This is a genomic window from Acidithiobacillus thiooxidans ATCC 19377, assembly GCF_009662475.1.
GTDB classification, from domain to species: domain Bacteria; phylum Pseudomonadota; class Gammaproteobacteria; order Acidithiobacillales; family Acidithiobacillaceae; genus Acidithiobacillus; species Acidithiobacillus thiooxidans.
The window spans coordinates 2,959,580-2,985,422 of sequence record NZ_CP045571.1; the positions used below are offsets into that span (position 1 = coordinate 2,959,580).

Sequence of the window (25,843 nt, forward strand, 5' to 3'; positions counted from 1 at the left end):
CCAAATTAGCGCTATGGATGCCAAACACATCAAGCAGTGCTTTGCCGCGCTCCGCGCCAGCATCCCCGAACCCAAAACCGAATTGCAGTACGCCAGCGCCTTTCAGTTGCTGGTAGCCGTAGTTCTTTCCGCCCAAAGCACCGACAAGGTGGTCAATTTGTGTACGGCGACTTTATTTGCAGAGGCGCCCGATGCCTTCAGTATGGCTGCGCTCGGTGAAGAGGGCATTAAAAATCATATTCGTCGCCTCGGACTTTTCAATGCCAAGGCCCGTCATGTGCATGGCCTGGCCGAGCAACTGATTGCTCAGCATCACGGCGAAGTACCCCCAGATCGTCACGCTCTGGAAGCACTCCCCGGCGTGGGCCGCAAAACCGCCAATGTGGTACTCAATACCCAATTTGGACAACCCACCATCGCCGTGGATACCCATATATTCCGGGTAGGCAATCGGATTGGTATTGCTCCGGGTAAAACCCCTCTCGCCGTAGAACAGGCTCTACTCAAAAAGGTTCCCGCTGAATATATTCAGGATGCTCACCATCTGCTCATTCTGCATGGCCGCTATACCTGTACGGCACGTCGCCCTCATTGTGAACGCTGCGCGCTGTTCAGTTGCTGCGCATGGCCTGACAAGGTACTGTGGACCCATCAAAGCCAGTAGCCAGCGGCTTCGCGCGCGGTAACCGGCCACCCGGAGAACTCCTTCAATCGGCCATTGCCGAGGCCCGCGAAAAACTCTCCGGTGAAGCCATCACTGCCGCTTTTTTCTTGTTCAGCCCCACCCTTGCTCCGGTGAGTCCAGCATTACTGCAGTCCCAGATGCGTGCACTGTCCTGCCTGCAAATTGCGACAGGGACTTTTCCGGGGATATTTACCGAAAGAGATACGGCGTTGGGGGAAAATGCCTGTGCCGTTCTCCTCCTGAGCGCGCCGCTGGGTTTTATCCCCCAGATTCCCGACCCCGACTTGGTGACATTCAGTTGGGGAAGACTGGAGCAGCTCCAGGGCGAATGGTTGCAGCAATCACCGCGCTTTGGCAGTCTCAGCAGTCGCAGCGGGCGCTTCTGGTATCAAGCTAGCCCACGGAATATTCTGGAAATTGCCTTTCAGGGCATCCAGCCATCCCAAAGCGTCTGGTCCGCAGGACTGCGCACCCTGAGTGCCCCACTCCCGGTCCATCTTCAGGAGGGCAGCTTGCTGCTGCAGTTGGAACGTTATCTGGCGCTCCCCCTGCTGGCCCAGAATATTCCGGTCAGTATCCGCAAGGACAGTCGCCTGCCCCTGGAGCGCCTGCTCATGGGGGAGATTCGCGCTGATGCTGCCCCTGGAGCTCCGCCGGAATTACTGCACATTAGCGCCACCGACCTGAATCGAAGCGGGCTCTGGCTGGAAAGACCACTGGCGGAACACTCACGAGCCTTTCTCAGCCTGCGCGATCCGGCCATTGCCGAGCGTGACACCCGCATTGCTCTGGAACAATTATCCGCCAGCACCCAAGAGCCCACCTTTGCCTGGATTTCCAGCTCCATTGGTCGGGATGCGGCATTTTTTGGTCAGGAAGATCAAGATCTGTGTATCTGGCGCGAGCAATATCCCGATTTGCCCATGCTGGGGGCCTACGGCATGGGCGAACTGTTTCCACATCAGCAGCGCAGTCATTTTTTGCGCTATGGTAAAATTTACACCCTGTTTTCAAGGACAGACATATGCCCATAAATCGTTCCGCAGTTATCCTGTCTTTTTTGGGTTTAATGCTGACAGTCTTGAGTGCTCCCGCCTGGAGCAGCACGTATCTGCTGCCACCACCTGGAGACAATATCGTCGGCGCTATCCAGAGCATCAGCGCCCGACATGAAGACACACTTTCCGACATTGCCCGTAAATATGACCTGGGTTATGACCAGATTACTGCCGCAAATCCACAGGTGGACCCCTGGTTACCCGGCGCTGGCAGCCGCATCATTCTTCCCAGCGAATATGTGCTGCCCGATGCCCCGCGTCAGGGCATAGTGATCAATCTGGCGGCCATGCGGTTGTTTTATTATCCGCCCACTGTCGCTGGACAGGCCCCGGAAGTAATCACTTATCCCATCGGCATAGGTCGCGAAGGTTGGGGGACACCCCTGGGCAAGACCCGCATTACCGCCAAAGTGGCAAATCCCAGCTGGACACCACCGGAAAGCATTCGCAAGGAACATGCAGAAAACGGAGATCCTTTGCCAGCAGTGGTTCCTGCCGGTCCAGACAATCCACTGGGACTGTTCGCCCTGCGCCTGGCTATTCCCGGTTACCTGCTGCACGGCACCAACAAGCCCTGGGGGGTCGGCATGCGCGTCAGTCACGGCTGCATCCGCCTCTATCCAGAAAATATCGAAGCACTATTTGCGCGCGTTCCGGCAGGAACCCCGGTCCTGATTGTCGATCAACCCTGGTTACTGGGCCATGATGGCGGACATGATTACCTGCAGATTTACGGGCAAATGACCGATCGCCCTTTCGAGCAGGTCCAAGGCTCCTTTACAGACTGGCTCAACCAACATTTGCCCGCCGGCAAAGCCATCGATTCGAACATAGCCAGGCGCTGGCTAAAGGCCGCGACGGGAATACCGGAACCGCTGTAAAAAATAGCGCAGCGCAAGTAACCCGTTGCGACTGGTCGGCTTCGAGCGTTCCCGGTCACATCTCGAGACTCAAGATACCTCATTTGCGCTGAATGAAGTTGTCAATAACTCCAATAGCTTAGCCGGCGCCCAAATGGACAGGAGAGCGGGGCGAGACCGGACAAAACCTGATGCTGCTGCTGGATACTTGTACCCTGATCTGGTGGTTGGCACAGACAGAAAAGATTCCGGCTACAGCACGCAGCCATATCGCCGAGGATATGGAGGTTTGTATAAGCGTGGTCACCATTTGGGAAATTCTGGTGAAGCACACGAGCGGCAAGCTGATTATCGAAAGCGGTTCCGAATCGGTTTTTGACTATATGCTCCGCCAAATCGAGGCAGTGGATTTTCGACGCATAGCGCTGTCGGATACCGACCTGCGTCATCTTCCGCAACTACCGCCCATTCATCGGGATCCTTTCGACCGCATGCTGATTTGTCAGGCCATCGAACGTGGACTGACCTTGGTCACCCCTGACCCCGCTATCAGGCAGTATCCCATTCGTACACTTTGGCTGTGAGGTGTGGTGCATACTTTTCTGGTCAGAAGCTTCCGAACGGAAACACCTGACACCAATAAGCTACCCAATACCGCCCCCTGGGGGTTGGGCGGCAACAGGCGCATTACCAACGCAACAATGTTTTCCCGAGTAGTGCGCCGAGCACGGTGGGAATCAAAATCCCGAGCAAATAACAGGTGTCGATAAACGGTGCGCCCATTTCAGGGCAATGCAGACTGTACACGGCACTGCACCCACAAACCCAACTGACACTGGGTTTTGATGGGCAACCGTTGCCAGCGCGATACGGATTCCCCTTAAAATACGAATTCCCACCAATCCCGTCAGGATCGTGTCTGCCGGGCTACCTGAACCAATGTTTGCCGAATCGCTTCGGGTGTAGGTGGGCAGCCCGGACATTGCCCGGCTACGGGGAGCACTTTTTCTACCGCGCCGACAACGGCATAACTCCCGGCGAATATGCCGCCCGTACAGGCGCAATCCCCTATGGCCACGACCTTTTTGGGATTTGGCATGGCTGAAAACGTGTCTTGCAGCGCTGTCGCCATATGTCGGCTGACCGGGCCGGTTACCATCAACAAATCAGCATGGCGCGGCGACGCTGTCAGGCTCAACCCGACTTGCTCCAAGCCATAATGTGGACCCGAAAGTGCCTGAATTTCCAGCTCACAAGCATTGCAGGATCCTGCATCCACATGGCGAATGGCGGCACTCCGGCGGAATGGCCCCTGCCCTTTGGCGGGAATGATTTTTTTACCCGGTTTCCCCAGTCGCCAGATTTCTTTCAGTATGCGATACATTGCCAATATCCTCCGGGTGCTGACACGCTATAAATCATGTCCGCTGTAACTCAAATTGAACGATTTATTGATCAGTGGAAAGTCGGCGACAATATCGTTCAGCACGGCCTCCTCAAGGACCGGCCACAGGACCCACGAGGGATCGTGGGGGTGGCAGCGTTTGATACGGGCGTTTTCCACAGATAGGGCGACAAACACCTCGCCGCGCCAGGCTTCGACGATGCCCAAGCCTTCGCCATCGGGGATGCTTTCCGGAATGGTTGTACTGACTGCTCCCCCGGGCAGTTCCATCAACAACCGGGTCTGCAGACGCAGAGACTCATAGAACTCTAAAAAGCGCAATTGCCAACGTGCGGCCACGTCACCTTCCGGGGAAAGCTGCATGGAAACATCCAGATTCTGATAAGGCGCATGGGGAAACTGGACCCGCAAATCCCAGGCCTGACCACTGGCGCGGCCGGCAAGCCCCGCCATACCGAGTGCTGCAGCACGGGGTGGCACAATTTTTCCTGTACCCACCAGGCGATCCCGCAGACCGGAATGCTCCTGCAAGAGGAGGTCCAAACGCTGCACGGTGCGCTGCCAGGATTCACTGTTACTCCGAATTGAGGCTGTTTGCGCGGAGTTCAGATCAAAAGCGACGCCACCGGGAATAATGCAGTCCATCAAATAGCGGTGTCCGAAAATTTCCCGGTTTTCGCGGAGCAGGCTTTCCTTGATAAACAGAAATTGTGACTGACAGAAGGCGAAGCCAGCGTCATTTCCCAGAGCGGCAAGATCACCCAGATGGTTGGCCATGCGCTCCCGTTCCAGGCAAACAGCACGCAAAGCTGCTGCACGAGGCGGGATTGCGCATCGGGCAATGGATTCCACCGCCATGCAGTAGGCCCAGGCATAACCCGCTGTAGTGTCACCACTGATGCGTCCTGCCAGACGCGCACCCGCAAACACATCCCGATCTTGGAAAAGGCGTTCGACGCCCTTGTGCGTGTATCCCAATCGTTCTTCCAGACGCAGAATTTGTTCACCGATACACGAAAAACGAAAGTGTCCGGGCTCAATGGTGCCCGCGTGTACCGGTCCCACCGGGATCTGGTGGACATCCACGCTATCAATCAATTGAAAAGGATAATCGGCATCACCATCCATGCCGAAGGATCTGTCATCCAGTTGACCCTCCCGCAGTGGAAAAATCCCCGCTGGCCAGCACTGATGGCGGAGCCATGGCCTGGTATCGGCATTCCCCGCCGCCCTGATTCCCGTAAGATCGTACAGGGCCCGCTCCATCCGCGAGGCAGCGGGAAAAATGTCGGCCAGCGAGGGAAATTGTCCCTCGCTGGATTGCACCGTCAGAGTGATCCACAAATATCCGGTTGAACCAAGGCCCAGCGCATGTATGTAAAAAAATGCATTTTCATGGCCCGCCTCTCCCCACAATCCCAGCAAACGCCCGCCCTGATCGCGCAGCGCCAGCGCGGCACTTGTCCAGGATGCAGTCTGCACCTCGACCTGCCAGACGGGTGGCGCAGTCAGAATTTGTTGCCACTGGCCCACAGAGGGCAAAGTATCAGAACCAAGTTCAGTCATTGGACAATTCCTGCAACGTCATGCAGCCATAGCTCTATTTGCCCGGGGATCGCCACCCCCAGAATCACCACCAGGGATATTTGAAAAAAAACCGGCAAAAGCCCGCCCACCCCGCTTTGCCGATGGGGGAGAGAATTGGCGGGGGCCAGGAGCATGCTCTGCAGGCGCGGGTATATTGCCGCAAATACGGTGCCCAGGCCGAGCAGAAGAAAAGGCAGGGTTTGCCAGGATTGTTGTACCGCACTGGCAAGGATCAGAATCTCACTGAAAAACAGGGAACCCGGAGGCATACCCAGAATCGCCAGCACCGACAGGAGGACACTCCAGCCCAAGACGGGCCGGGAATGCATCAAGCCGTTCAGTGCGGAAATGTCCTGAGTGCCAGCTTCCTGGCTGGCCTGCCCGGTAGCAAAAAACACCGAGGATTTTGCCAAACTATGTCCCAGCATGTGGAGCATACCCGCAAAAACCGCCAGCGGTCCGCCCAAACCAAAAGCAAAAGTGATCAGTGCCATGTGCTCCATGGAAGAGTAGGCAAAAAGACGTTTGACGTCCTGTTGCCGAAACATGGAAAAGGCAGCAAGCAACAGGGTCAGAAGACCGAAGCCCATCAGCAGATGCCCAGTGAAAGGCCCGGCCACAGGGCCGGACAGGAGACTTTTAAAACGCAGGATGGCATACAGCGCCACATTCAGCAGCAAAGCGGACAAGGCGGCGGATGCAGAACTGGGTCCTGCCGCATGGGCATCGGGTAACCAACTGTGCAGGGGGGCCAGACCAACCTTGGTTCCAAAGCCCACGAGCACAAAAATAAAGGCAATGGTCAGCACCCCGGAATTGAGCGCGGCAGAATGGGCATGCAATTGTGACCAAAGTAAGGCATCACTACCTGCACCCAGTGCGGGTTCCGCCGCAAAATACAGTAACACCGTTCCCAACAGCGCCATGGCGAGCCCGACGCCACAGAGAACGAAGTATTTCCATGCGGCCTCCAGACCTTGCGGCTTACGCATCAGACTGACCAGCAGCACACTGGACAGGGTCGCCCCTTCCAGAGCCACCCAGAGAATCCCCATATTGTTGGTGAGCACAGCGAGCAACATGGTAAATAGAAAAAGCTGGAACATACTGTGGTACAGCTTTTGTTGCCCTGCGGACAAACCATGATGCTGTACTTCTTTCAAAAAGTAGCTGTGTGAAAACCAGGCAATGGAAAAGCCGACCGTACTGTTGACCAGTGCCAGTAACAGGGAAAAGGCGTCCACCCGGAATTCATCGCCGCCTGCCCGGATGATGCCCTCGGTAGCCACTTGCACGGACATAACCACACAGGCGATCAACACCAGAAAATTAAGCAGCAGAAACAGTCTGGCTCCGCGTCGCCCGCTGCCCAAAAACGCCAGTAAGGGAACTCCGGCACCAGCCAGAACCAGCACCCAGAAGATGATCATTTATCCTCCCGGATATGTTCCAGATAATGCAGATCGAGACTGTCGAAAGTGTCGCGGATCTGAAAGAAAAAGACGCCAATCACCACCAACCCGATCAGGGTATCCAGGGCAATACCCAATTCGACGATCAGCGGCATCCCCAGTGTTGCACTGGTGGCGGCGAAAAACAGGGCGTTATCCATGGCCAGAAAGCCCACGATCTGGGAGATCGCCTTGCGGCGGGTAATCATCATCAGGAACGACAGCAAAAATGCGGCCAGGGCAATCCCTAGCATGCCATGGGTCGCGGCGGGCAAATATCCATCCAGAGGGGCGGCAATGGAAAATGCAAATACCACCAGTAAAATACCCAGCAGTTGCGTACTAGGGACATTGAGTGTCATCTCGACATCACCGCGCACCTGCAGACGACGCAACAGATAATGCAAGACATAGGGCATGAGAATTCCCTTGATGGACAAGGTCAACACCGCCGAAACCCAGAGGATGGGATCACCCGTTAACTGCGCGACGAGGGCCGTACCCACCGCCAGGGTGACACCCTGCCAGGCAAGCAGGCGAATAAGACTCAGCAGCCGTCTTTGCGCAAGCAGGGCGAAACTGAGTACCAACATCCAGGCCGCGAGAATTCTCAACACGGGGCTGATAATCGCGCTATGGGCAAGAATGGAATGCATGATCATGACCCCAGCATGAAGTGACTCAATAAACCGATGACTCCGAAAAGGAAGCCGGTGATGGCGAACTCAGGGACCCGAAAAAGCCGTTTTTTTGCCAGTAAGGTTTCCACCAGCGCCAGAACCACAACCGCAAAAAACAGTTTGACGAGAACCAGTCCTGCAGCAATGACCAGGCTTGTCAGCGACGGTTTTGCAGCAATTCCCCAGGGCAGGAACAGGGCGAAACCAATGGTCATATATAAAAACAGCTTGAGTTGTGCCGCCCATTCGAGCAGTGCCAGGTGCCGTCCTGAATACTCCAGCACCATCGCTTCGTGAATCATGGTCAGTTCGAGGTGCGTTGCCGGATTGTCCATCGGAATTCTGGCGTTTTCCACGAGCAGAACAAAGCCAAATGCGATGGCGGCAAAAACCATGCTGGGATGAATGGAAAATAACTGTATTTGACTCAGATGAACAATCTGCACAAGCGATGTGGATCGGGCCAATAAAGAGGCGGTAAACAGTGCCGCCAGTAAGGCAGGTTCTGCCAATGCGGAAATCAGCATTTCACGATGCGCCCCATAACTGCCAAAAGCTGTTCCCGTATCCATGGCCGCCAGCACCTGAAAAATGCGCGCCACGGCCAGCAGACCCACCAGCGCAATGACATCGGCAGCACTGGCCAGAGGCAAGCCATTGGCAATGATGGGCACGATGGCCACCGCCATGATCTTGGCTCCGAACATGACATAGGGTGCAAACTGAAACAGCCAGGAAGATTGTTCAGGGATCAGGGTTTCCTTGTGGAACAGTCGAAAAAGATCACGATAGGGCTGGAGAATCCCTGCAGAACGCCGATTTTGCAAAAGTGCCCGGACCGTCTGCAGCCAACCCGCCAGAAGTGGAGCCGCCGCGACGACAAAAAGGATCTGGAAGCATTGATCCCGCCAGCTGATCAGACTAGTCATTGAAGCCTCGCCCTCTTGTATTCACCGAAAAAACACCAGAAGGACAATCAGGGTCAGAAACGAATACAGCAGATAAGAGGTGATGCGACCATGCTGTAATCGGCTGATCCCTCCGGCAATCCACAGGGTGACACGACCCCAGGGCAGGTAAAAACCTTTCCAGAAAGGATCAGGAATTTGCACCGGGAGGGTGTTTCTCCCGCCCTGGCGGTTTATGAGCGTGCTTAAGGAAACGCCAAAAATTCTGAGCAGAGGCTGGCTGAAACCGGTCGGACTGTCTTGTGTTTGGGCACTATAATCTGCTGCAAAACCACAGGACCATATGGGGGCACGGCGCAGGGAGCGCCCGAAACGCCACCAAACCAGTACAAAAACGACCGCAATGGACAGTGCGATTCCCAAAAGAAAAACGCCGGGGAGATAACTGGCCCGCTGCGCCGAAATCGGCGTGAGCGCCAGCGCGCTTTGGTGGGCTATTTGGCTGCCATGTAACAACAGAGCCGTTATGTGCGACAAACTGTCTACTACGCGGCCCGGAAACACACCGAGCAGGACGCAGAACAGGGCCAAAAAGGCCATGCTGGCGCGCTCCCAGATCCCGGCCTCCTGTTTGGCGACCGCACTACGCGCCCGCCCCAGAAAAGCGATCCCATAAAATTTGACGATGGCAAAAGCCGCCACAGCAGTAACCAGCACAACACCTGCGGCGGCCAGGGGAAGAATGGCCCGTAGCATTCCTGATGGCAAGCTGGGGGCCAACAGGAAAGCCTGAAGTAACAGCCATTCCGAAGCAAAACCATTCAACGGCGGCAATCCGGCAAGGGCAAAAATGCCAATGAGCACCAGAAAAGCCGTCTGCGGCATGGAACGAATCAGACCACCCAAATGGGACATTTCCAGGGTGCCTGTAGCGTGTAGAACGCTGCCGCTTCCCAGAAAAAGCAAGCTCTTGAAAAAAGCGTGATTCAGCACTTGAAATAAACCCGCTATCAAGGCGAGAGCGGCCAGGGGCCACAGATTTTGCTCGGCAAAAATTCGGGAAAGACCGAGAGCGATCAGGATAAGTCCCATATTTTCCATGGAGGAATAAGCCAGTAGCCGCTTCATGTCGGTTTGCAATGCCGAATACAAAACGGCAAAAAGTGCAGAGCTTAAACCCAGTCCCAGCCAAAGCGGACCCCACCACCCCGCGCCCGCCGGAAGAATTTGCCAGTCAATGCGCAGCAGGCCATAGACCGCAACGGGCAACATGGCCCCACTCATCAGCGCCGAAACCGGCGATGGCGCTGCCGGATGTGCTTCCGGAAGCCAGGCATGCAGTGGCAGAAGCCCCAGTTTTGCGCCAAAACCCAGCAAGGTGAGTCCAAAAACCGCATTGGCGACAATAGGAGAATCGGACAATTGCGCCATGCGCTGAAAATTCCCATTGCTGATCAGATCACCATGACTCAGCAAGGCAAAAGCGACAAAAAGGGCCAGGGCACCGAGATGCGCGATCAGTAAATACAGATAGGCGGCTTGCTGCCGACGCTGGTCCTGGCCTTCGACCAGGATAAGAAATGTTGAACTCAGGGCCATCAGTTCCCAGGCCACAAGGAATGTGTAGGCATTGGCTGCCAGCAATACCCAAACCATGGCCGTCACAAAAACCGGATAAGGCAATAGCACCTGTTTCAGCTTGCTCTGGCTACCATGATGGAAATAACCGATAGCATGCAAGGACGCCGCAAATCCCACGGATCCCAGCACCAACAGAAAAAAACCGGAGAGCGGGTCGAGGGTGAATTGCCAGGCAAGATCGGTGAGTGGCCCCGGGATACTTGCATGGAGCGCAGGGCTTGCCAGCGCATGCATGCCGACCACGATGAGCAGCAGGCAAAATGCAACGGTCAGCAGAAAACCCAGGGAACGTTTCCAGCGGATTGGCAATGCGGGAATTGCCACCAGCACTGTCGGCAATAAAGACAACAGTGACGCATACAGGACCCAAAGCAGACAGTCGCCGGAGTTCACTGCGCCACCACAATCAGAAGCACCGATGCCAACTCATGCAGATTATGCCAGTTGTGAGAAAGACGCGGGTCATAGTAGACGGCATCCCCCTCATCCAGATCAAAGCTGGAACCTTGCTGTTCAAAGCGCGCGCTTCCCTTGATGAGCATGGCGAACTCTTCCCCATCGGCACTACTATAAGGGTGGTCTCCACATTCTCCACCTGCATCCAGCGTGACCAGCAGCGGTTGCATTTTTTTTCGGGAAAATCCTCGTGCCAGTGGTTCAATCGTGGCATGCGACCCTGAACTATAGACCCGACGTCTTTGTCCGGCACGGAGAATGAGCGGGGATGCTTCACTATCCGGTTCATCCAGGAGTGCGGCAATCCTGAGCCCCAAGGCAGTGCAAATTTTCTCAAGCGTTGCAATGGAGGGGGAAACCTGCGCAGCTTCAATCTGGGATAGCGCACTGGAAGAGACCCCGGCCATTTCTCCCAGGGCACGCAGGGAAAGTTGTCGGTCTTCGCGAAGCTGACGCAAACGTTGAGCAAGCTGTTTCATGCCCCGGATTGTCCGTTAAAATGGACGGCGTGTCCATATTAACGTATGAAGCTAAAAACGGCAGTTGCCGTGGGTGCTTTTTGCTCCATTGTTCCTTGCCTGTTGTTCTAGGGCTCATCCTGCTGTCAGGAGAGAACTCGCCCTTCGGGCTCAGACAGCTCTCCTGAAGGGCGCAGGATTTCGCCAAGAACAACAACGGCCCGGAACAAAAGTCGCTGCAAAGCACCCACGGCAACTGCCGTTAGGATGAAGCCATTCAATGGGTCAGGCTTAAAAAAATCTCCGGCAATCTTTCCGGCAACGATTCAATCCGATCAATAATGCTGAATCGATTACCAAAAATTTTTCGTACGTATTCGTCTGCATGTGGATCAAGGCTGATGCAATGGCAAAAAATGCCCTTCTCCTCCAGCTCCAGAACGGCGCGACGGGTATCTGCCAGCAAATAATCCGGATCATCCACATCGATGTCGGCCGGTTGCCCATCGGTCAGGATCAGAAGCAGGCGCTTGTCGGCAGATTGACCGGACAGATAGTGTCCGGCGTGACGCAAGGCCGCACCCATGCGCGTAGAATAGGCGGCACGGAGCGCTGCGAGCCGTGCGTAGACTGCATCCTGCCAAGGTTCAGAAAATCCCTTGATATGCCAGTAGCGCAACTCATGACGGGTGTTGGAATAAAAGCCGGAAATGGCAAAGGGGTCACCCAGGCGGTCAATCGCCCAGGCTAGCAGTGTAACGGCTTCCTGGGCCAGGGAAAGGATGGTAGGTCCTGAGCCTGCACCCTCAACCGGATCATTCAGCGATTCGGAAAGATCCAGCAGCAGACTCACCGAAAGATTCCTTCGTGCGTGGCGGAAACTTTCGTTGATGCGCGGATCGACATTTTGTCGACAGCGATAATCTACCCAGGAACGCAGCGCCCAGTCCAAATCCAGATCGGACCCCTCTTCCTGACGGCGCAGGCGTTCGCGATCCTGCGGTTTCAGCATATCCAGCAACCGTTCAAGACGCTTGGCCAAAGCAGCGTGTTTCTGCAATATCTGCAGGATATCGCTGGCAGAACCTTGGGGATGCAGATGCTCGTAGAGACTGACCCAATCCGGTAGGTAATGTTGCGATCGGTAATCCCACTCGGGATAGTGCCGGACCAGCGTCAATTCGTTTTCCGATACCGCTTCGGCCCGGCTGCTTTCTTCCTCGCTTTCCTGATCGCCATCAATGAACTGCCAGAGGTGGCGGTTGTCATCCCGGTAGGACACTTCCGTATCGGTAAAATAAATCTTGGCAAAACTGTCACTCGGCAGGCGTGTCTGAATGAGATATTCCAGGGCGAGTTCCGCAATGCTGTGGGTGCTGCCCGGTCCGTTGAGCATTTGCTCGTAAAAGCGCTGCACAAATTGCCGGAGGACGGGGTTCTGGTAACCATGCTCAGGATCAAGAACGGCTCGGGAAAACAGGGTCAAACGATGACGTATGCAGGATTCCTGCCCGGAATCGCAGGCATCTTCCTCGGGATGGGGATGCAATTGCAGCATAAGCGTCCGAAGCCCGGGGAAACGCCGCAAAATCAGGGTGTCCACGCGCGCATCTTCAAAATATTCGATGTACAAGCGCTGAAAGGGACTCCAGTTATCGGCAAGGAGCGCCTGACTGTAGCGGCGATGAGCGGCAAGATGGGCGAGGGCCAGACGGTATTGATCCAGGCCCGATATACCCTCCCGATCATGGTACAGGTCCGGCAGATGCATACCCAGGGAATCCAGGTAAGGCTGGGGCCGACGCAGATGATCAAAAGCTTCCGAATACGGGACCAGCATGGCGGGTTCATCCCAGAGGGCCCGCAAATACAGGTCCATCTCACGCTCGTGGCTGCGCAGCAGGGTCCCATCGCGCTGCTCCTGAAAAATGGCCCGACTGTCTGCACTTTGCAGGGCAAAATAATCCGTCTGACGTTCGGGGTTACTGGCATAATAGCGCAACCCGTATTCTGCCCAGGTCTGCAGTCCCTCCAGATTCACTTTTTGCAGGAGTTCGGCCGCCAGGCGAATGAATTCAGGCAAAGCGCGGCTGGGGAGAATGGCGTGGCGGCCATGGATGGAGGTGCTGCTGCGCTCGGCAATATCCGTCAACAAATCGAGATAGTCGCGAAGCAGCGTCCGGTTGGGCAAAGCCCGGGTAACGGCGGGAAGCGCCTGGAAAAACAATCCGATAACATCGCCATTGGGCGAACGCTGAATTTTCGCCACCCACTGCAAAACCGGATCAATACAGTCGTGACCGACAGCAGCGGCCACTTCCGGCCAGCCTTCCAGAAAGGCCATCACTGGCTCGGCACCCCGCCCCAATTTGCACAAAAAGCGGGCAGCATCTACATAAGCGAACAATTCCTGCTCCTGCCACTGCGCAGCGGCAACCGTGAGGCAGTCCGCAAAAACCGCCTGTACTGAACTAAAAGCACAGTCCAGATGACGCCGCCAGTAGTCCTCGTCGGGCGGAATCGCTGACCCGGTTTCTGCGTCAGTTGAAGGTGGCATCAATGGCATGCTCCAGCGTGCTGCGGATGTCCTCGTCATCCGTAATCGGGTCCATCAGCGCCATCCGGCAGGCGCGTGTTGCGGGCACCCCATCGGCAATGAGCGATGCCGCATAAACCAGCAAGCGTGTCGATATCCCTTCATCCATGCCATGTCCTTTCAAATTGCGAGAGCTTTTGGCCAGGGCAACCAGTTGTTCCGCAGTCTGTTCAGGAATACCCACTTCACGGACCAGGATTTCTGTTTCCACCTTTGTTTCCGGATAATCAAAGCGAAAAGCGGCGAAACGCTGCTTGGTGGACTGTTTGAGGTCCTTCATCAAGGACTGATATCCCGGATTGTAGGAAATCACCAGCTGGAAATCGGCGTGCGCCTGAATCAGTTCCCCTTTTTTGTCCAGCGGGAGCTGGCGACGATGGTCAGTCAGGGGGTGGATGACCACGGTACTATCCTGTCGGGCTTCGACAATTTCATCCAGATAGCAGATGGCACCATAGCGAGCCGCCACCGTGAGCGGACCATCCTGCCAGCGGGTACCCTCTGCATCCAGGAGCCAGCGGCCCACCAGATCTGCAGCGGTCATATCTTCATTGCAAGCCACCGTGATCAGGGGCTTGCCCAGTTTCCAGGCCATGTATTCGACGAATCGGGATTTGCCGCAGCCCGTGGGGCCTTTGATCATGACCGGCAAACGCCGGGCATAGGCAGCGGTAAACAGGGCAATCTCATCCCCTTGCGGATGATAATAAGGTTCCTTGTTGACCATGTAATCGTATACCGGATTACCAGGATTCATGTGCAGATCTCCATTCCAGCGGTAGCTGGAATCACGCAAAAAGAAAACAGGCCGAAATCTGCAAACGGCGAGATTTCGGCCTACGGCATTGGGTGATGACTCACCGCTACAACAATACCTTATCGATGCGCACCGATTTTATCCCGCCAACCCGGGTAAAGTTGATCCGCATCTTGCGGGAAGGACGCAAAAGCACCCGCAAACTCCTTGTGCTCCTTGGCCCATTCAATGGGATCCGCCTTGGCTTTCCAGCATTCATAGGCCTGGCGCAGGGAGATGGCTCCGGCCGCCGGGCTGTCGATGTGACCGTAGGAGCCACCGCCGGCAGTATTGATCACGTTGCCGTGGCCCAGATTCTCGAAAAATCCGGGCAGGCGCAGTGCGTTCATGCCACCAGAAATGATCGGTGTAGTGGGTTTCATGCCATACCACTTCTGGTAGTACACCGGACCCTGACACTCATCGCGTTCAATCATGTAAGCGATGTTGCGATCGTCATTTTCGCCTTCCATTTTGCCGTAACCCATGGTACCGACGTGGATGCCGGATGCCCCCTGCAGACGGGAAATTTTAGCCAGCACGAAAGCAGTGTATCCGCGCAGGGCTGAGGGTGAGGTGATCATGCCATGTCCGGCCCGGTGATAATGGAGATATTGGCCGGGATATTGGCGGCGTGCCGTCGTGATCATGCCGGGACCACCGACAAAACCGTCCACGAGGAAGGCCACTTTGTCAGCGTCCGGACCAAAAATACCGAGAATATAGTCAGCACGGGCACACATTTCATAATGATCATCGGCCGTGATATTGGCGGAAAAAAGCTTGGGCTGCCCGGTCTTGTCCATGGCACGCTTCATCGCATCGGCAACCAGCGGAATGGTTTTTTTCAAGGGAGAAAACACCTGATTTCCCTGAGGCTCATCGTTCTTGATGAAATCACCGCCCAACCAGAACTGATAAGCGGCTTCCGCAAAGGGTTCCGGCCGCAGGCCGAGTTTCGGCTTGATGATGGTGCCGGCAATATAACCGCCATCTTTGATGGGCCGACCCAGAATCCGCCATAAATCAGAAATATCCCTGGCAGGACCATCAAAGAGTTGTATCGCCCGGGGCGGGAAAAAGATATCGATCATTTTGGCATGCGCAATATCCCCCATGCCCTGGTTATTACCGATAGCCAGCGTGAGAAAGGACACAATCATCATGCGCCCGTCGAGAATATTGCGGTCAAACAGATCCATAGGATAGGCAATACGCATATCCTCGGTGGCTTCGTCAATGTGATAAACCAGAGCATCCACGCCCTTGGTGAAATCATCTGTAGTCGATACTTCCACATTGGTTCCGGTTGAGGATTCCGCCGCAAAGTGCGCGGCTGATGCAAGATAGCCATATCCTGCTTTGGGTTTCATTTTGTAGGCAACCAGTATGTGCTTGCCACCGGCGATCAGATCTTCTTCGCGCAAAGAGAGATCGGCATAACGTGAGGACTGGTCCATGTTCCGTTCCTTAAATTGATTGAGAAGTCAACAGACAGTACACTATAAAAATCATTATAAAAAACGATTAATTCATATGCGTATAATAGATAAAATATATTATTAAGGCCGCAGCCCCTGCACTTAAGGAGATCCATTCATGAGAAACCTGACCCTGCGCCAACTGGAGATTCTGGGCATGTTAGAAGCGACTGGATCCTACACGAAAGCCGCCAACCAGTTGCATCTCACTCAATCAGCGGTGTATCTGCAGGTACGCAAACTCGAACAGGAAATTGGTTTGCCCGTGACCGAACAGGTCGGCAAAAAAGTCTACCTGACCGATGCCGGAGCACAGGTTCTCCGCTCCGGCGCACTAATCGGTACAGAACTGGAAAACCTGAAACGCTCTCTGGAGCATTTACGGGATATAGAAGACGGACTCCTCCGCATTTCCGTGACCTCCACCGCCAATGCTTTTGCCGTGGAATTGCTTTCCCGATTTTTGAATAAACATCCCCGGGTCAAAATCCATTTAAACATTGCCAACCGCAAAGACGTCCTCGCAGGACTCGAACGTAATGACGTAGACATGGCCATCATGGGCGAGCCGTCTCCGGCGCTGGACCTGGTTGCCCTGCCCTTTCATCGTAATTATCTGATTCTGGTTGCTTCGTCCAATCATCCCCTGGCTTGGCAAAAAAACATTCCGCAAGCTGAAATTGTTAAGGAACCCTTTGTGTTGCGGGAGCCTGGATCGGGAACGCGGGAGACCGTATTGCGCTATTTTTCCGAACAGGGATTGCACATCAAGGAAGGGGTGATCATGGACAGTAATGAATCCATCAAACAGGCGGTGACTGTTGGTATGGGGATTGGTTTTCTCGCGCGCCACAGTGTCGTGGTAAAAATAGCAGCAGGTTATCTGCGCGAACTTTCTGTGGAGGGGTTTCCTTTGCAGAGAGCCTGGCATCTGGTGCACCGCAAAGGCAAGCATCTGGCCCCTGCACCGCAGGCATTTAAAGAGTTTCTACTGCAGCATCAATATGTCAGAACCATCGAAGAGCAGGGACAAATTATCAACTGATTGTGGCTGGTGATGCTGGCCGTGCTGCTCTGATGCCATCACAACACGTATAGCCGACTCAATTTTTGGATCAGTTTGTGGGCCGTACTATTCAGGGAAACATCATGCAATGCACTCATCCTCCGCGCTCTTTCGGATATTTTCCTGGCTAGTCGTGGAAATTGATCCCCCTTGTATGCAAAGAGAATCTTGTTGCCGGATTTTTCCGCATCCACAACAATGACCTGATCATCAAAGCTGGTCTGAATACGACTGATATAGGCATCCATCCGCGCATCACTATTGAGCAAATTGACCACCAGTACACCGTAATTGCGCAGGTTGGCATAGCAATGGTCATAGAAGCGGGTAGTACATAATTCTTCGGCTTGGCCATTACGATTGAAGCCGTCTAGCAAAAGAACATCATTGGTTTTTGGATTTTCTCTGACATATTCGGCACCGTCAGCGCAGAGCACCTGAAAACCGGGGCCATCCGGCGGAATGTGAAAGCGGTCACGCAATGCAATCACCTCCGGATTGATTTCCACCGCCGTAAACTGCGCGTCGGGAAGATGACGCCGGCAATATTTGGCAAGTGACCCGCCTCCCAGACCAATCATGGCGATATGTTTGGGTTTGGGATGAAACAGCAAAAATCCCATCATGGTTCGGGTATAGCCGAGGACGAGACAATCCGGATCGCTCTTATGCATCATGCTTTGCGTTGCCGAATAGTCGAATCCTAGCGATACCAGCCGATAATCTTCCTGGACGATAGGTTCGTTCTGATGACCAGCCTCTGTTTCTTTGTCCGAAGGAGATCGGGATGGTACAGGGTAGTTCATGGAGCGATGATGAGATGCGCTTGCTGATCAGTAGGCATGTTTTCGATTCTAGCGCTTGCTGGCAACATGAATCTGCGAGCGTAGCCATTCTTCAATAATGCGATCCCTGGTCTGGAGCGTACGTAAACCATCGCGAATGACTTCACTTTCACTGGCATACTCACCGGAAGCGACCTTGTCCTTGATGAAACGAACCATTTCCAGAGGTAAGGTAATACTCATCTGCTGCGTGGATCGCATGGTCAGGGGCCTCTTCCTACTGGTATTGAGTAGGATATAATCCTACCATGTACTCACCGTTTTGCGTACCCCGGATGAGGAAACAGGAAACCGATGTCCGAATCAGCACAAAAATTTTTTTGGTGGGAAGGCGATGTTCTGGTTGTCAATATTTTGGGGAAACCCAATGCCTCCCGCGATGTCATTGGCAAACCCAAGGGTAACCAACTCAAAGTCAGCGTCACCGCAAAACCCCAGGATGGTCGCGCCACCGATCATATGCTGCGCTTTTTGGCCCGGGAGTTTGATGTCCCCCCTTCTTCCATCGAAGTCGTATTTGGGCGAATGAATGTGAACAAACAGCTCAGAATACCTTGCCCTAAACGTTTACCCGCAGTTTTTCAGATTCAGACTTCCCTGTTGGAATAATTATGGCATATGCTCTGAACCTATCTCATCGATCATGGCCTATCCCATGATCATCCGGGTTGCCCATCCTTGAAACCATTAGGATATTATGTAATATTGTATTGAATTGCTTAAATACTGAACAGGTAATCATTCTACCGATGTAAAGCTTTCTCCCCCCTAGCTGTAACTCAACTTATGGAAAAGCTTCCATAAATCTCATCTGTGTAGTTATTTTTTAAGTTTTGCTGCTTCTTGCTGGTGTAACCGGGGCTGAACTCCGATTGCCACATACAGAATACGCATTCTCGCCTTGGAGAAGACATCTATGCGTGCTATGTCACGATTTGAAGAAAACAAAACGAATATCCTGAGTGGAATAGTCGTCGCTTTGGCATTAGTTCCTGAAGCCATTGCCTTTGCTTTTGTCGCCCATGTTCCGCCGCTAACCGGATTGTATGCTGCCTTTATTCTCGTATTGATTACTTCCATTATGGGCGGTCGGCCAGGCATGGTCTCCGGTGCCAGTGGTGCCACGGCAGTGGTGATGGTGGCGCTGGTGGTGACCCATGGCTTTGAGTATCTGTTTGCTGCTGTGGTTCTTATGGGGCTGCTGCAAATTGTTTTTGCCCTCGCCAAACTGAGCAAGTACGCAAGAATGATTCCTCATCAGGTCAATCTGGGATTCATTAATGGTCTGGCCATTGTGATTTTTCTGGCACAGCTGGATCATTTCAAAGTCCCCTCCGCCACAGGTGCTGAGCACTGGATGCAGGGTACGCAGCTTTACACCATGATTGGTCTGGTGGCCTTGACCATGCTGGTGATTTATTTGTTTCCTCGCTTGACCAAAGCCTTTCCGGCGACCCTTGCCGGCGCCTTGGTGGTTACATTCGTAGTGATCATCTTCCATATCCCAACTACTACGGTAGGCGATGTGGCGCATTTAGCGGGTGGATTGCCGACGTTTCACGTACCTAATGTACCGTTAGACTGGCATACACTGGAGATCATTTTTCCCTACTCGCTGATCATGGCAGCAAACGGACTGGTAGAAACCTTGCTGACTTTGAACCTGATTGATGAAATGACCGACACTCGGGGAAAGCCCAATAAGGAGTCTCTGGCTCAGGGCGTTTCCAATGTGGTCAGTGGTTTTTTTGGAGCGATGGGCGGTTGTGCCATGCTGGGTGAAAGCATCATCAACGTCAATAACGGAGCCATCAAGAGACTGTCAGGCATCACTACAGCCGTTTTTCTGATTTCCTTTATTCTTTTTGCTTCACAATGGATTGAACAGGTACCTATTGCCGCTTTGGTGGGGGTCATGTTTGTGGTTGTGGAAAAAACTTTTGAATGGAGCAGTTTTCGCTTCTTCGGGAAAATACCCCATACAGATGCATTTGTTGGCATTTTAGTGGCGGCACTGACCGTACTGGTCAACATTACGCTTGCCGTCATTGTTGGTGTCATTATTGCCGCCCTGGTGTTTGCCTGGCAGCACGCCAAGCAAATTACTGTGCATACCTATCATGATGAGCATGACCGTAAAGTTTATGCCGTAGAAGGTACAATATTTTTTGCCTCGGTTGCCCAGTTCTCGCGCCTGTTCAGTCCCAAGGATGATCCTGAAGAAGTCATCATTGATTTTGCCAAGGCAAAAATAATGGATCACTCCGCCATACAGGCCATTGACTCGCTGGCAGAACGCTACCAGCGGCGCGGCAAGCACCTGATGATAAAACATCTTTGCAAGGACTGTCTGGAGTTGCTGGATAAAGCAAAGGATTTGTGCGTATTCAATCTGGCAGAAGATCCACATTATCATGTAGCCGATGATAAAATCAGCTAACGGACATTAACGCCGCCTTACGGGAACAGATGTCCGCGCAGGATAGGACTCTGGAACGCGTGTTGCGACGGGTGATCCGTAAAGAAATGCTGACATGACAGAAGGATTTTACTTTTCATAATCACTTAGTTCGCATATTCTCGCAGAATAGTCTTACAAGGGGGTGCCTCATGACTACGGCAAGACAGTTTGAGCAGCCAATAACCAATCTATACGAAAAGGACTTTCTGGCATGGATAGAAGACCAGGCTCAGGCCTTGCGTACCCGAAAGGCAAACAGCCTAGATTGGGACAACATTCTGGAGGAATTGGAGAGCATGGGCAGAAGTGAAAAAAACGCCCTCAGAAGCCATCTACGCGTATTGCTCATGCACTTGATAAAATGGCAATGGCAGCCCCAAAAACAGAGCAAGAGCTGGGCGACCACCATAAGAAACCAACGGCTTGATCTCAAGTATCTCCTCAAGGATTCACCAAGTCTCAAGAGGCTGATTCCTGAAATGCTGCCGGACGCTTGGGATAGTGCTACTGACGAATCTGCTTTTGAAACTGATCTACCGATCTCCACTTTTCCAGAGTCGTGCCCTTGGGATATCGACACGCAAATCCTGGCTAACTGGTGGCCAGAATAAGTACGGTTGCCGTAATGTCCCATAATCGGTCATCCTGAGTGACAGAAGAACTGAGTAAAACCGAGCGATCTGTCGTTCAGAGTTTGCTGTCCACAAGACAGAATGATGCATTGTGTCTTGTGGAAACGCTATCCTCATAAGAAGAAATATATGTTCTGGAAGTTTCTGAATCCTTCGACATCCGCCTGCCTACCATGATTGGAAACTAAGAACGACAGAAAGCCTGTTAGCTCCATCTTTCCGTCTTACTTTCACAAAAGGTTAAGTTTATGCATATTAAAGAAGAGTTTGCGAAGTGGACAACTGGCTACTCAGGTTGTGATGGAGGAGACATAGGCTCTCCTGCGTCTCCAAGCACTTGGGTGTGCGGCATTGAGTGGGGTGGAGACTATATAAGCTATAACTGGCTAAAAGAAGAACTAGAAAGACAAGCTGATTGTGATCCTTTTGGCGGTTACGACACAGAAAAAGCAAACACAGATTATCGTTACAATGTAAATGCAACAAAATCTCTAGCTGCCATAAATGGATTACAAGTGAGTTAGTATAAAAAGTTCTCAACGGATATAAAACCATTTTTTAAAGGTCAGAAAGGGTATTTTAAAATGAATCTTTTCCCACTTCCATTTAAGAATACATCTGCTGAAAGATGAAAGATTTGGATAAATGAACTGACAGGATTATCAACAAAGCATGAATATGTAGAATGGTGCAGAAATAATAGATTTAGATTTTTAGAGAATCATTAAAAAAACATAAACCAAAATTAGTAGTTTGCTTTGGCAAGAGTTATAAAGATGATTTTTTTAATGCTTTCCGTGGTGAAGAAGCTGAAGTCATCAATGAAAAAATAGGTGGCAGAGATCTTTATTGGTCTAGATGTGAAAATACATTTGTCACCGTATGTCCTTTTCCTACAAGCAGATATGGCTTAAACAGTAATAAGTTACTACAGGATTTTGGTGTAAGAATTAGGGATATTTTGAACAATTATTAATCATGACAAAAACAAATCCCCACATTTTAACATAAAGGAATGAATATCTAATGAATAAATTAGCGATAATTATTTTATCATCACTTGGTTTTCTGTTTTGCAACTCGGCCATAGCAAACAACTGGAGGATGGTCATGGGGCATGCCTGTGTAAGTGGAAGCGAACTCGGAGGCTCTGACAGCAGCCTTAGTCCACAAATATATTTATCTGATCTCACTAAAAAGGCACAGGATAACGGAGAATCAGCAGGCGGCTCAATACAAACCGTTAAAAGTAAATCTGGTGACATTTCTCGCGTTAAATTCTTGCTTGGAAACTCCCACAAGGCTAATTTTATTTTTGTAGAAAATTCTCCAACATGTGCTAGATTTATAAATTACTGTGTTAAAAATAAATACCCATCTCCACAAAATTGTTTTTCTGCATTATATCAAAAAAATTATACCAATTATCAATTAAAAACATCAAAACTTAATGGTGAAAGTGGAGAAAGCTCTTCTGCCGTTGACAAGCAGCTTAACATTGTTTATAACAAACTAATAAAAGAAATGCCTCCACAATTTAAAGAAAAATTAATCCAATCTGAGCAAGATTGGATTAAGTACCGAGATTCAACAGTAAGCATTACCGCCTGGCAGGAGGCTAGAGGTAGCGCTCAGTTGCTTAATCAAGATGGTGAATATCTATCTATTGAAAAGAGCAGGCTCAAATTTTTAAAGTCACTTCTAAATTAATTTAATCCGCGCTTTTCAATTCCGCGATGGCAGATTAAATTCGACCATCGCCTTTTAATGACAGGACACGTCCCGCTTTTTGTTACTGTAACGTGTACTCCACTGGACCATCGGATTGAAAATCCGCTGGCCTGAACCACTAAATATCCAGTAAACACAGTAGGTTCATCGGGCAGTGTGCCGAAAGGCGCTTTGCCCAAATAATGCCCAAGTGAAGCCTCAAATACCCTGGACGACTCATCACGATAAAACTACGTTACGCAGTAACATTGTTCAATTATGAAGCCAGGCTTACCGGACAGTATGACCAGCGACTCTCCCGGATATTGGCGGCCGGCATTGCTGGTGAGTGGTACCACAAACACGCGACCTATGGTGGACTAGTGAGGTTACCAAGGGCAAACGATTGGAGGACGTATCACGACGGAAAAAAGTGAACTCTCCATCGCAAAAGTCGATGGCTTCATTTGCGACTGAAAGCTAACCCCAAATGCCTTTTGTCGGGCGCCTGCGCGCAAGGTAACATGTCACTATACATGCAACCAGTGGAGGTATCATGTCATCTCTTCACACCTCAACGGACAAGACTACCCGTCATCGCGAGAGAATGAAGGCTGCAGGTTTACGCCCTGTTCAGTTCTGGGTGCCAGACACCCGCTCCCCTGAGTTCGTTGCACAAGTTCGCCATCAGTGCCTGAAACTCAACAATGATCCAACCGAAGCGGATATTTTACAGTTTACCGAAGAAGCCGCTGCGCAGATGGATGGATGGGTATAATGCAACGGGGAGACTTGGTCACAGTGTCCCTGCACGGTGACTATGGGAAACCCCGTCCCGCCGTCATTGTGCAGTCTAATCTGTTGAATGAATATGGTGCGCAGTACTGGATTCGAACCAGTGACCTTCGGCTTCGGAGGCCGACACTCTATCCAGCTGAGCTAACTGCGCGTGCTGCAGATTATAGGGAACTCGCTGGCGCGTTGTCCAACCTTTCCTGTGCAACTCCCTGAAAGTCCAGCGCCAGCCAGTACTGTTCGGTAGAACGGGCGCGGGAAGCTTCCGGTTTACGTACCACAATTTTTTTGAAATCCTTGCGCAGGGCACGACGCAGCTCTTCAGCACCCGCCCCCATAAACACCTTGATCAACAGTGACCCGCCCGGACGCAGCCAGCGTTGGGCCATATCCAGCGCCAGCTCCGCCAGGTCTATGGCGCGCGCCTGATCGACACTGGCGATTCCGGACATATTGGGGGCCATGTCACTCATGATCAGATCGGCACCTTCCGGCAGGGCCTCACGACAGGCGGCAATCACCGCATCTTCGTAAACATCACCACAAATTACCGTGACATCGGCGACCGGATCCATGGCCAGGCGGTCCACAGCCACCAGCCGCCCGTTACGGCCGATGAGCGGGGCAGCCACCTGGGTCCAGCCGCCCGGCGCGGCACCTACGTCAAGGACGCGCATACCGGGGCGAATCAGCCGATCCTTCTCCTGAATTTCCAGTAATTTATAGGCTGCCCGGGAACGATATCCTTCTTTCATGGCACGCTGCACGAACACATCCCGAAAATGTTCTTTCAGCCATTTTTCACTGGATTTACTTCTAGCCACTGCACCAACCTCCGACCTTTGACCACCGCATCGCGCAAACGTACACTCCCGTCCACCATTTATCGAATCATCTGTCTGACGAGGATACCATGCTGGACGCCAAACAAAGACAAAACCTGCGCGGTCAGGCCCATACCCTCAAACCGGTTGTGATGATTGGTGCTCAGGGCGTCACTGATGCCCTGCTCGCCGAACTGGAAATCGCTCTGGATGCTCACGAACTCATCAAAGTCCGCTTGCCGCAAGTGGAACATGCGCTGCGCGATGCCCTGATTACCCGGTTGGTCAGCGCCAGTCACGCCGAAATCGTTGGCCGTATTGGCCGTATTGTCATCCTGTATCGGCTCCGGCCTGCTGCAAAAATGCCCAACAAACGACGCTGAAGCGGCTTGGCAGGTGGCTTCCCGCTCGTTAGACTGGTTCTTGATAATCCTAGCGGCTCAACGCCCGGAGTAAAGATCATGGCAGAAAACGCCCCCACAGACATTCGGATCACCGTAGAAACCCGATATATTCCCGAACAATCCAGTCCCGAGCAGGCGCACTATGCTTTTGCCTACCAGATCACCATCGAAAACCACGGCCCGCAAACCGCACAGCTGCTCAATCGTCATTGGATTATTACCGACGCCGAAGGCCATATCCAGGAAGTCAAAGGTCCCGGCGTAGTCGGCGAACAGCCCACTCTGCAGCCTGGACAACGCTTTCGCTATTCCAGCGGCTCAGTTCTCTCTACGGCTGTAGGCAGCATGCACGGCAGTTACGAATGGATTACTGCAGATGGGGAAACCTTCGAAAGCCCCATTCCTGCATTTCGTCTGGCCGTCGCTACGGTATTTCATTGAGCCGCAGCAGCCTACAACGCGCCTACGGCATCTGGGCGCCCATTTACGATCAGGCAGTACGCGGCTTTTCCGAACCTTTACGTCAGCGCAGCCTCCGCCAAATCCCCCAGAATGCGTCCTGTCAGATTTTAATTGATGGCATTGGCACCGGGCTGGACATTCCCTTTTTGCCAAATCACTGTACCGCCATTGGCATTGACCTGACCTATGCCATGCTGCGCCGTGCGCAAAATCTGCCAAGTCCCATTCCATTGGTTCAGGCAGACGCAGAAGTACTGCCCTTTGCCAATGCGACCTTCGATTTTGTGGTGATGCATTTGATTCTGGCGGTGGTCCCCAATGCCGGCAAAGCGTTGGCAGAAGCCAGCCGGGTTCTCAAACCCGGGGGCCGGATTTTGCTACTCGACAAATTTTTACGCCCCGGCCAAAAAGCATGGATAAGACGTGCGTTGGGTCGGGTAGCGGGTGCCGTGGCCACCCATACCGATCTGACCTTTGAGGAAATTCTGGAAGAGCGCCCGGAATTGCAGTGTATGCGTAACGAACCGGGTGCCATGGGCGGCTGGTTCCGCCTCATCACGCTGGAAAAGACCGCATAAAATA

The 25,843-nt window shown here is 52.7% G+C and carries 28 protein-coding genes, 1 tRNA gene and 1 pseudogene; 15 read left to right on the forward strand and 15 right to left on the reverse strand.

From position 1 onward, the window contains the following. The first annotated feature begins 13 nt into the window (after positions 1–13). The 4 genes from nth to GCD22_RS15585 all read left to right on the forward strand — a co-directional run bounded on the left by nth (position 14) and on the right by GCD22_RS15585 (position 3,187). The gene (nth, locus tag GCD22_RS15570) at positions 14–664 is read left to right on the forward strand and encodes an endonuclease III (RefSeq protein WP_031571252.1); all 651 of its coding nucleotides are present in this window, start codon (positions 14–16) and stop codon (positions 662–664) included. Continuing rightward, entirely contained in the window at positions 643–1,719 is a 1,077-nt protein-coding gene (locus tag GCD22_RS15575) for an FIST domain-containing protein (protein WP_031571250.1), read from the forward strand. The genes nth and GCD22_RS15575 overlap by 22 nt, the downstream gene beginning before the upstream one ends. Further along, positions 1,710–2,624, forward strand: coding sequence for a L,D-transpeptidase family protein (locus GCD22_RS15580; protein WP_031571249.1), 915 nt, complete (start codon positions 1,710–1,712; stop codon positions 2,622–2,624). Before GCD22_RS15575 ends, GCD22_RS15580 begins: the two co-directional genes overlap by 10 nt. A gap of 170 nt (positions 2,625–2,794) precedes the next feature. After that, positions 2,795–3,187 (forward strand): type II toxin-antitoxin system VapC family toxin, encoded by a 393-nt coding sequence (locus tag GCD22_RS15585; RefSeq protein WP_051690530.1) that lies wholly within the window; start codon positions 2,795–2,797, stop codon positions 3,185–3,187. Between the two features lie 103 nt (positions 3,188–3,290). Here GCD22_RS15585 and GCD22_RS19035 read toward each other — a convergent pair whose 3' ends face one another. The 11 genes from GCD22_RS19035 to GCD22_RS15645 form a co-directional block, all read right to left on the reverse strand. Then, entirely contained in the window at positions 3,291–3,410 is a 120-nt protein-coding gene (locus GCD22_RS19035) for an NrsF family protein (protein ID WP_198926076.1), read from the reverse strand. A 100-nt stretch (positions 3,411–3,510) separates the two neighbouring features. Then, the gene (locus GCD22_RS15600; RefSeq protein WP_024892940.1) at positions 3,511–3,987 is read right to left on the reverse strand and encodes an NADH-quinone oxidoreductase subunit B family protein; all 477 of its coding nucleotides are present in this window, start codon (positions 3,985–3,987) and stop codon (positions 3,511–3,513) included. Positions 3,988–4,014: 27 nt separating this feature from the next. After that, positions 4,015–5,574 (reverse strand): hydrogenase large subunit, encoded by a 1,560-nt coding sequence (locus tag GCD22_RS15605; protein ID WP_051690529.1) that lies wholly within the window; start codon positions 5,572–5,574, stop codon positions 4,015–4,017. Then, a complete protein-coding gene (locus GCD22_RS15610) occupies positions 5,571–7,025 on the reverse strand; it encodes a hydrogenase 4 subunit F (RefSeq protein WP_031571244.1) in 1,455 nt (484 codons plus the stop codon). Before GCD22_RS15610 ends, GCD22_RS15605 begins: the two co-directional genes overlap by 4 nt. Then, complete coding sequence (locus GCD22_RS15615; RefSeq protein ID WP_051488033.1) at positions 7,022–7,702, reverse strand: formate hydrogenlyase; 681 nt, start codon at positions 7,700–7,702, stop codon at positions 7,022–7,024. The genes GCD22_RS15610 and GCD22_RS15615 overlap by 4 nt, the downstream gene beginning before the upstream one ends. Positions 7,703–7,704: 2 nt before the next feature. Next, positions 7,705–8,655, reverse strand: coding sequence for a respiratory chain complex I subunit 1 family protein (locus GCD22_RS15620; RefSeq protein ID WP_035210163.1), 951 nt, complete (start codon positions 8,653–8,655; stop codon positions 7,705–7,707). A gap of 21 nt (positions 8,656–8,676) precedes the next feature. Beyond that, positions 8,677–10,668 carry a hydrogenase 4 subunit B gene (gene hyfB / locus GCD22_RS15625; RefSeq protein WP_031571241.1) on the reverse strand — a complete coding sequence of 664 codons (1,992 nt, stop codon included), beginning with the start codon at positions 10,666–10,668 and terminating at the stop codon, positions 8,677–8,679. After that, the gene (locus GCD22_RS15630) at positions 10,665–11,210 is read right to left on the reverse strand and encodes a helix-turn-helix domain-containing protein (protein WP_031571239.1); all 546 of its coding nucleotides are present in this window, start codon (positions 11,208–11,210) and stop codon (positions 10,665–10,667) included. The genes hyfB and GCD22_RS15630 overlap by 4 nt, the downstream gene beginning before the upstream one ends. Positions 11,211–11,466: 256 nt before the next feature. Next, positions 11,467–13,746: a nitric oxide reductase activation protein NorD gene (locus GCD22_RS15635; protein ID WP_031571237.1), complete on the reverse strand. Its 2,280-nt coding sequence runs from the start codon at positions 13,744–13,746 to the stop codon at positions 11,467–11,469. Further along, complete coding sequence (locus tag GCD22_RS15640) at positions 13,730–14,542, reverse strand: CbbQ/NirQ/NorQ/GpvN family protein (RefSeq protein ID WP_010637027.1); 813 nt, start codon at positions 14,540–14,542, stop codon at positions 13,730–13,732. Before GCD22_RS15640 ends, GCD22_RS15635 begins: the two co-directional genes overlap by 17 nt. Positions 14,543–14,661: 119 nt before the next feature. Further along, on the reverse strand, positions 14,662–16,041 hold the full coding sequence (locus GCD22_RS15645) for a ribulose-bisphosphate carboxylase (RefSeq protein ID WP_010637025.1): 1,380 nt from the start codon (positions 16,039–16,041) through the stop codon (positions 14,662–14,664). A 139-nt stretch (positions 16,042–16,180) separates the two neighbouring features. Between GCD22_RS15645 and GCD22_RS15650 the strand changes: the two genes are divergently transcribed. Next, positions 16,181–17,107: a LysR family transcriptional regulator gene (locus GCD22_RS15650; RefSeq protein WP_031570013.1), complete on the forward strand. Its 927-nt coding sequence runs from the start codon at positions 16,181–16,183 to the stop codon at positions 17,105–17,107. A gap of 38 nt (positions 17,108–17,145) precedes the next feature. Here GCD22_RS15650 and GCD22_RS15655 read toward each other — a convergent pair whose 3' ends face one another. Both GCD22_RS15655 and GCD22_RS15660 read right to left on the reverse strand, forming a co-directional pair. Next, positions 17,146–17,934, reverse strand: coding sequence for a spermine/spermidine synthase domain-containing protein (locus tag GCD22_RS15655; RefSeq protein WP_031570015.1), 789 nt, complete (start codon positions 17,932–17,934; stop codon positions 17,146–17,148). A 48-nt stretch (positions 17,935–17,982) separates the two neighbouring features. Further along, positions 17,983–18,174, reverse strand: a complete 192-nt coding sequence (locus GCD22_RS15660; RefSeq protein WP_010637020.1) for a type II toxin-antitoxin system ParD family antitoxin — start codon at positions 18,172–18,174, stop codon at positions 17,983–17,985. A gap of 93 nt (positions 18,175–18,267) precedes the next feature. On the opposite strand from GCD22_RS15660, the gene GCD22_RS15665 reads away from it, so the two are divergent. From GCD22_RS15665 to GCD22_RS19040, 7 genes and pseudogenes are all read left to right on the forward strand, one after another. Continuing rightward, positions 18,268–18,582, forward strand: a complete 315-nt coding sequence (locus GCD22_RS15665) for a DUF167 domain-containing protein (RefSeq protein WP_024892931.1) — start codon at positions 18,268–18,270, stop codon at positions 18,580–18,582. Positions 18,583–18,889: 307 nt separating this feature from the next. After that, positions 18,890–20,413, forward strand: a complete 1,524-nt coding sequence (locus GCD22_RS15670) for a SulP family inorganic anion transporter (protein ID WP_031570017.1) — start codon at positions 18,890–18,892, stop codon at positions 20,411–20,413. Between the two features lie 170 nt (positions 20,414–20,583). Further along, entirely contained in the window at positions 20,584–21,045 is a 462-nt protein-coding gene (locus GCD22_RS15675; RefSeq protein WP_010637016.1) for a DUF29 domain-containing protein, read from the forward strand. A gap of 269 nt (positions 21,046–21,314) precedes the next feature. After that, positions 21,315–21,590 carry a hypothetical protein gene (locus tag GCD22_RS15680; RefSeq protein WP_140391133.1) on the forward strand — a complete coding sequence of 92 codons (276 nt, stop codon included), beginning with the start codon at positions 21,315–21,317 and terminating at the stop codon, positions 21,588–21,590. A 502-nt stretch (positions 21,591–22,092) separates the two neighbouring features. Beyond that, positions 22,093–22,776 (forward strand): lysozyme inhibitor LprI family protein, encoded by a 684-nt coding sequence (locus tag GCD22_RS15685; RefSeq protein ID WP_080707746.1) that lies wholly within the window; start codon positions 22,093–22,095, stop codon positions 22,774–22,776. Between the two features lie 556 nt (positions 22,777–23,332). Further along, positions 23,333–23,554 carry an antitoxin MazE family protein gene (locus GCD22_RS15690; RefSeq protein ID WP_031570022.1) on the forward strand — a complete coding sequence of 74 codons (222 nt, stop codon included), beginning with the start codon at positions 23,333–23,335 and terminating at the stop codon, positions 23,552–23,554. Then, positions 23,554–23,643, forward strand: a pseudogene (locus tag GCD22_RS19040) (type II toxin-antitoxin system PemK/MazF family toxin); the annotation flags it as partial. The gene GCD22_RS15690 and the pseudogene GCD22_RS19040, both read left to right, overlap by 1 nt. Before the next feature lie 5 nt (positions 23,644–23,648). Here GCD22_RS19040 and GCD22_RS15695 read toward each other — a convergent pair. Continuing rightward, positions 23,649–23,725: transfer RNA gene (locus tag GCD22_RS15695), tRNA-Arg, on the reverse strand. Positions 23,726–23,735: 10 nt separating this feature from the next. After that, on the reverse strand, positions 23,736–24,395 hold the full coding sequence (locus GCD22_RS15700; RefSeq protein WP_010637009.1) for an RlmE family RNA methyltransferase: 660 nt from the start codon (positions 24,393–24,395) through the stop codon (positions 23,736–23,738). 89 nt (positions 24,396–24,484) lie between these two features. Between GCD22_RS15700 and GCD22_RS15705 the strand changes: the two genes are divergently transcribed. The 3 genes from GCD22_RS15705 (at position 24,485) to GCD22_RS15715 (ending at position 25,839) form a co-directional block, all read left to right on the forward strand. After that, on the forward strand, positions 24,485–24,778 hold the full coding sequence (locus GCD22_RS15705; protein ID WP_031570024.1) for a YhbY family RNA-binding protein: 294 nt from the start codon (positions 24,485–24,487) through the stop codon (positions 24,776–24,778). 78 nt (positions 24,779–24,856) lie between these two features. Further along, complete coding sequence (gene apaG / locus GCD22_RS15710) at positions 24,857–25,240, forward strand: Co2+/Mg2+ efflux facilitator ApaG/CorD (RefSeq protein WP_024892925.1); 384 nt, start codon at positions 24,857–24,859, stop codon at positions 25,238–25,240. Next, on the forward strand, positions 25,237–25,839 hold the full coding sequence (locus GCD22_RS15715; protein ID WP_031570026.1) for a class I SAM-dependent methyltransferase: 603 nt from the start codon (positions 25,237–25,239) through the stop codon (positions 25,837–25,839). The genes apaG and GCD22_RS15715 overlap by 4 nt, the downstream gene beginning before the upstream one ends. The last annotated feature ends 4 nt before the right edge of the window (positions 25,840–25,843 follow it).

Coding starts and splice junctions, on each gene's coding strand:
- GCD22_RS15635 (WP_031571237.1), bottom strand. CDS start 13,746: ATGCCACCTTCAACTGACGCAGAAACCGGGTCAGCGATTCCGCCCGAC.
- GCD22_RS15665 (WP_024892931.1), top strand. CDS start 18,268: ATGTCCGAATCAGCACAAAAATTTTTTTGGTGGGAAGGCGATGTTCTG.
- GCD22_RS15680 (WP_140391133.1), top strand. CDS start 21,315: ATGCATATTAAAGAAGAGTTTGCGAAGTGGACAACTGGCTACTCAGGT.
- GCD22_RS15585 (WP_051690530.1), top strand. CDS start 2,795: ATGCTGCTGCTGGATACTTGTACCCTGATCTGGTGGTTGGCACAGACA.
- GCD22_RS15705 (WP_031570024.1), top strand. CDS start 24,485: ATGCTGGACGCCAAACAAAGACAAAACCTGCGCGGTCAGGCCCATACC.
- GCD22_RS15620 (WP_035210163.1), bottom strand. CDS start 8,655: ATGACTAGTCTGATCAGCTGGCGGGATCAATGCTTCCAGATCCTTTTT.
- GCD22_RS15685 (WP_080707746.1), top strand. CDS start 22,093: ATGAATAAATTAGCGATAATTATTTTATCATCACTTGGTTTTCTGTTT.
- GCD22_RS15640 (WP_010637027.1), bottom strand. CDS start 14,542: ATGAATCCTGGTAATCCGGTATACGATTACATGGTCAACAAGGAACCT.
- GCD22_RS15675 (WP_010637016.1), top strand. CDS start 20,584: ATGACTACGGCAAGACAGTTTGAGCAGCCAATAACCAATCTATACGAA.
- nth (WP_031571252.1), top strand. CDS start 14: ATGGATGCCAAACACATCAAGCAGTGCTTTGCCGCGCTCCGCGCCAGC.
- GCD22_RS15690 (WP_031570022.1), top strand. CDS start 23,333: ATGTCATCTCTTCACACCTCAACGGACAAGACTACCCGTCATCGCGAG.
- GCD22_RS15580 (WP_031571249.1), top strand. CDS start 1,710: ATGCCCATAAATCGTTCCGCAGTTATCCTGTCTTTTTTGGGTTTAATG.
- apaG (WP_024892925.1), top strand. CDS start 24,857: ATGGCAGAAAACGCCCCCACAGACATTCGGATCACCGTAGAAACCCGA.
- GCD22_RS15615 (WP_051488033.1), bottom strand. CDS start 7,702: ATGCATTCCATTCTTGCCCATAGCGCGATTATCAGCCCCGTGTTGAGA.
- GCD22_RS15600 (WP_024892940.1), bottom strand. CDS start 3,987: ATGTATCGCATACTGAAAGAAATCTGGCGACTGGGGAAACCGGGTAAA.
- GCD22_RS15650 (WP_031570013.1), top strand. CDS start 16,181: ATGAGAAACCTGACCCTGCGCCAACTGGAGATTCTGGGCATGTTAGAA.
- GCD22_RS15655 (WP_031570015.1), bottom strand. CDS start 17,934: ATGAACTACCCTGTACCATCCCGATCTCCTTCGGACAAAGAAACAGAG.
- GCD22_RS15630 (WP_031571239.1), bottom strand. CDS start 11,210: ATGAAACAGCTTGCTCAACGTTTGCGTCAGCTTCGCGAAGACCGACAA.
- GCD22_RS15610 (WP_031571244.1), bottom strand. CDS start 7,025: ATGATCATCTTCTGGGTGCTGGTTCTGGCTGGTGCCGGAGTTCCCTTA.
- GCD22_RS15660 (WP_010637020.1), bottom strand. CDS start 18,174: ATGCGATCCACGCAGCAGATGAGTATTACCTTACCTCTGGAAATGGTT.
- GCD22_RS15645 (WP_010637025.1), bottom strand. CDS start 16,041: ATGGACCAGTCCTCACGTTATGCCGATCTCTCTTTGCGCGAAGAAGAT.
- GCD22_RS15670 (WP_031570017.1), top strand. CDS start 18,890: ATGCGTGCTATGTCACGATTTGAAGAAAACAAAACGAATATCCTGAGT.
- GCD22_RS15605 (WP_051690529.1), bottom strand. CDS start 5,574: ATGACTGAACTTGGTTCTGATACTTTGCCCTCTGTGGGCCAGTGGCAA.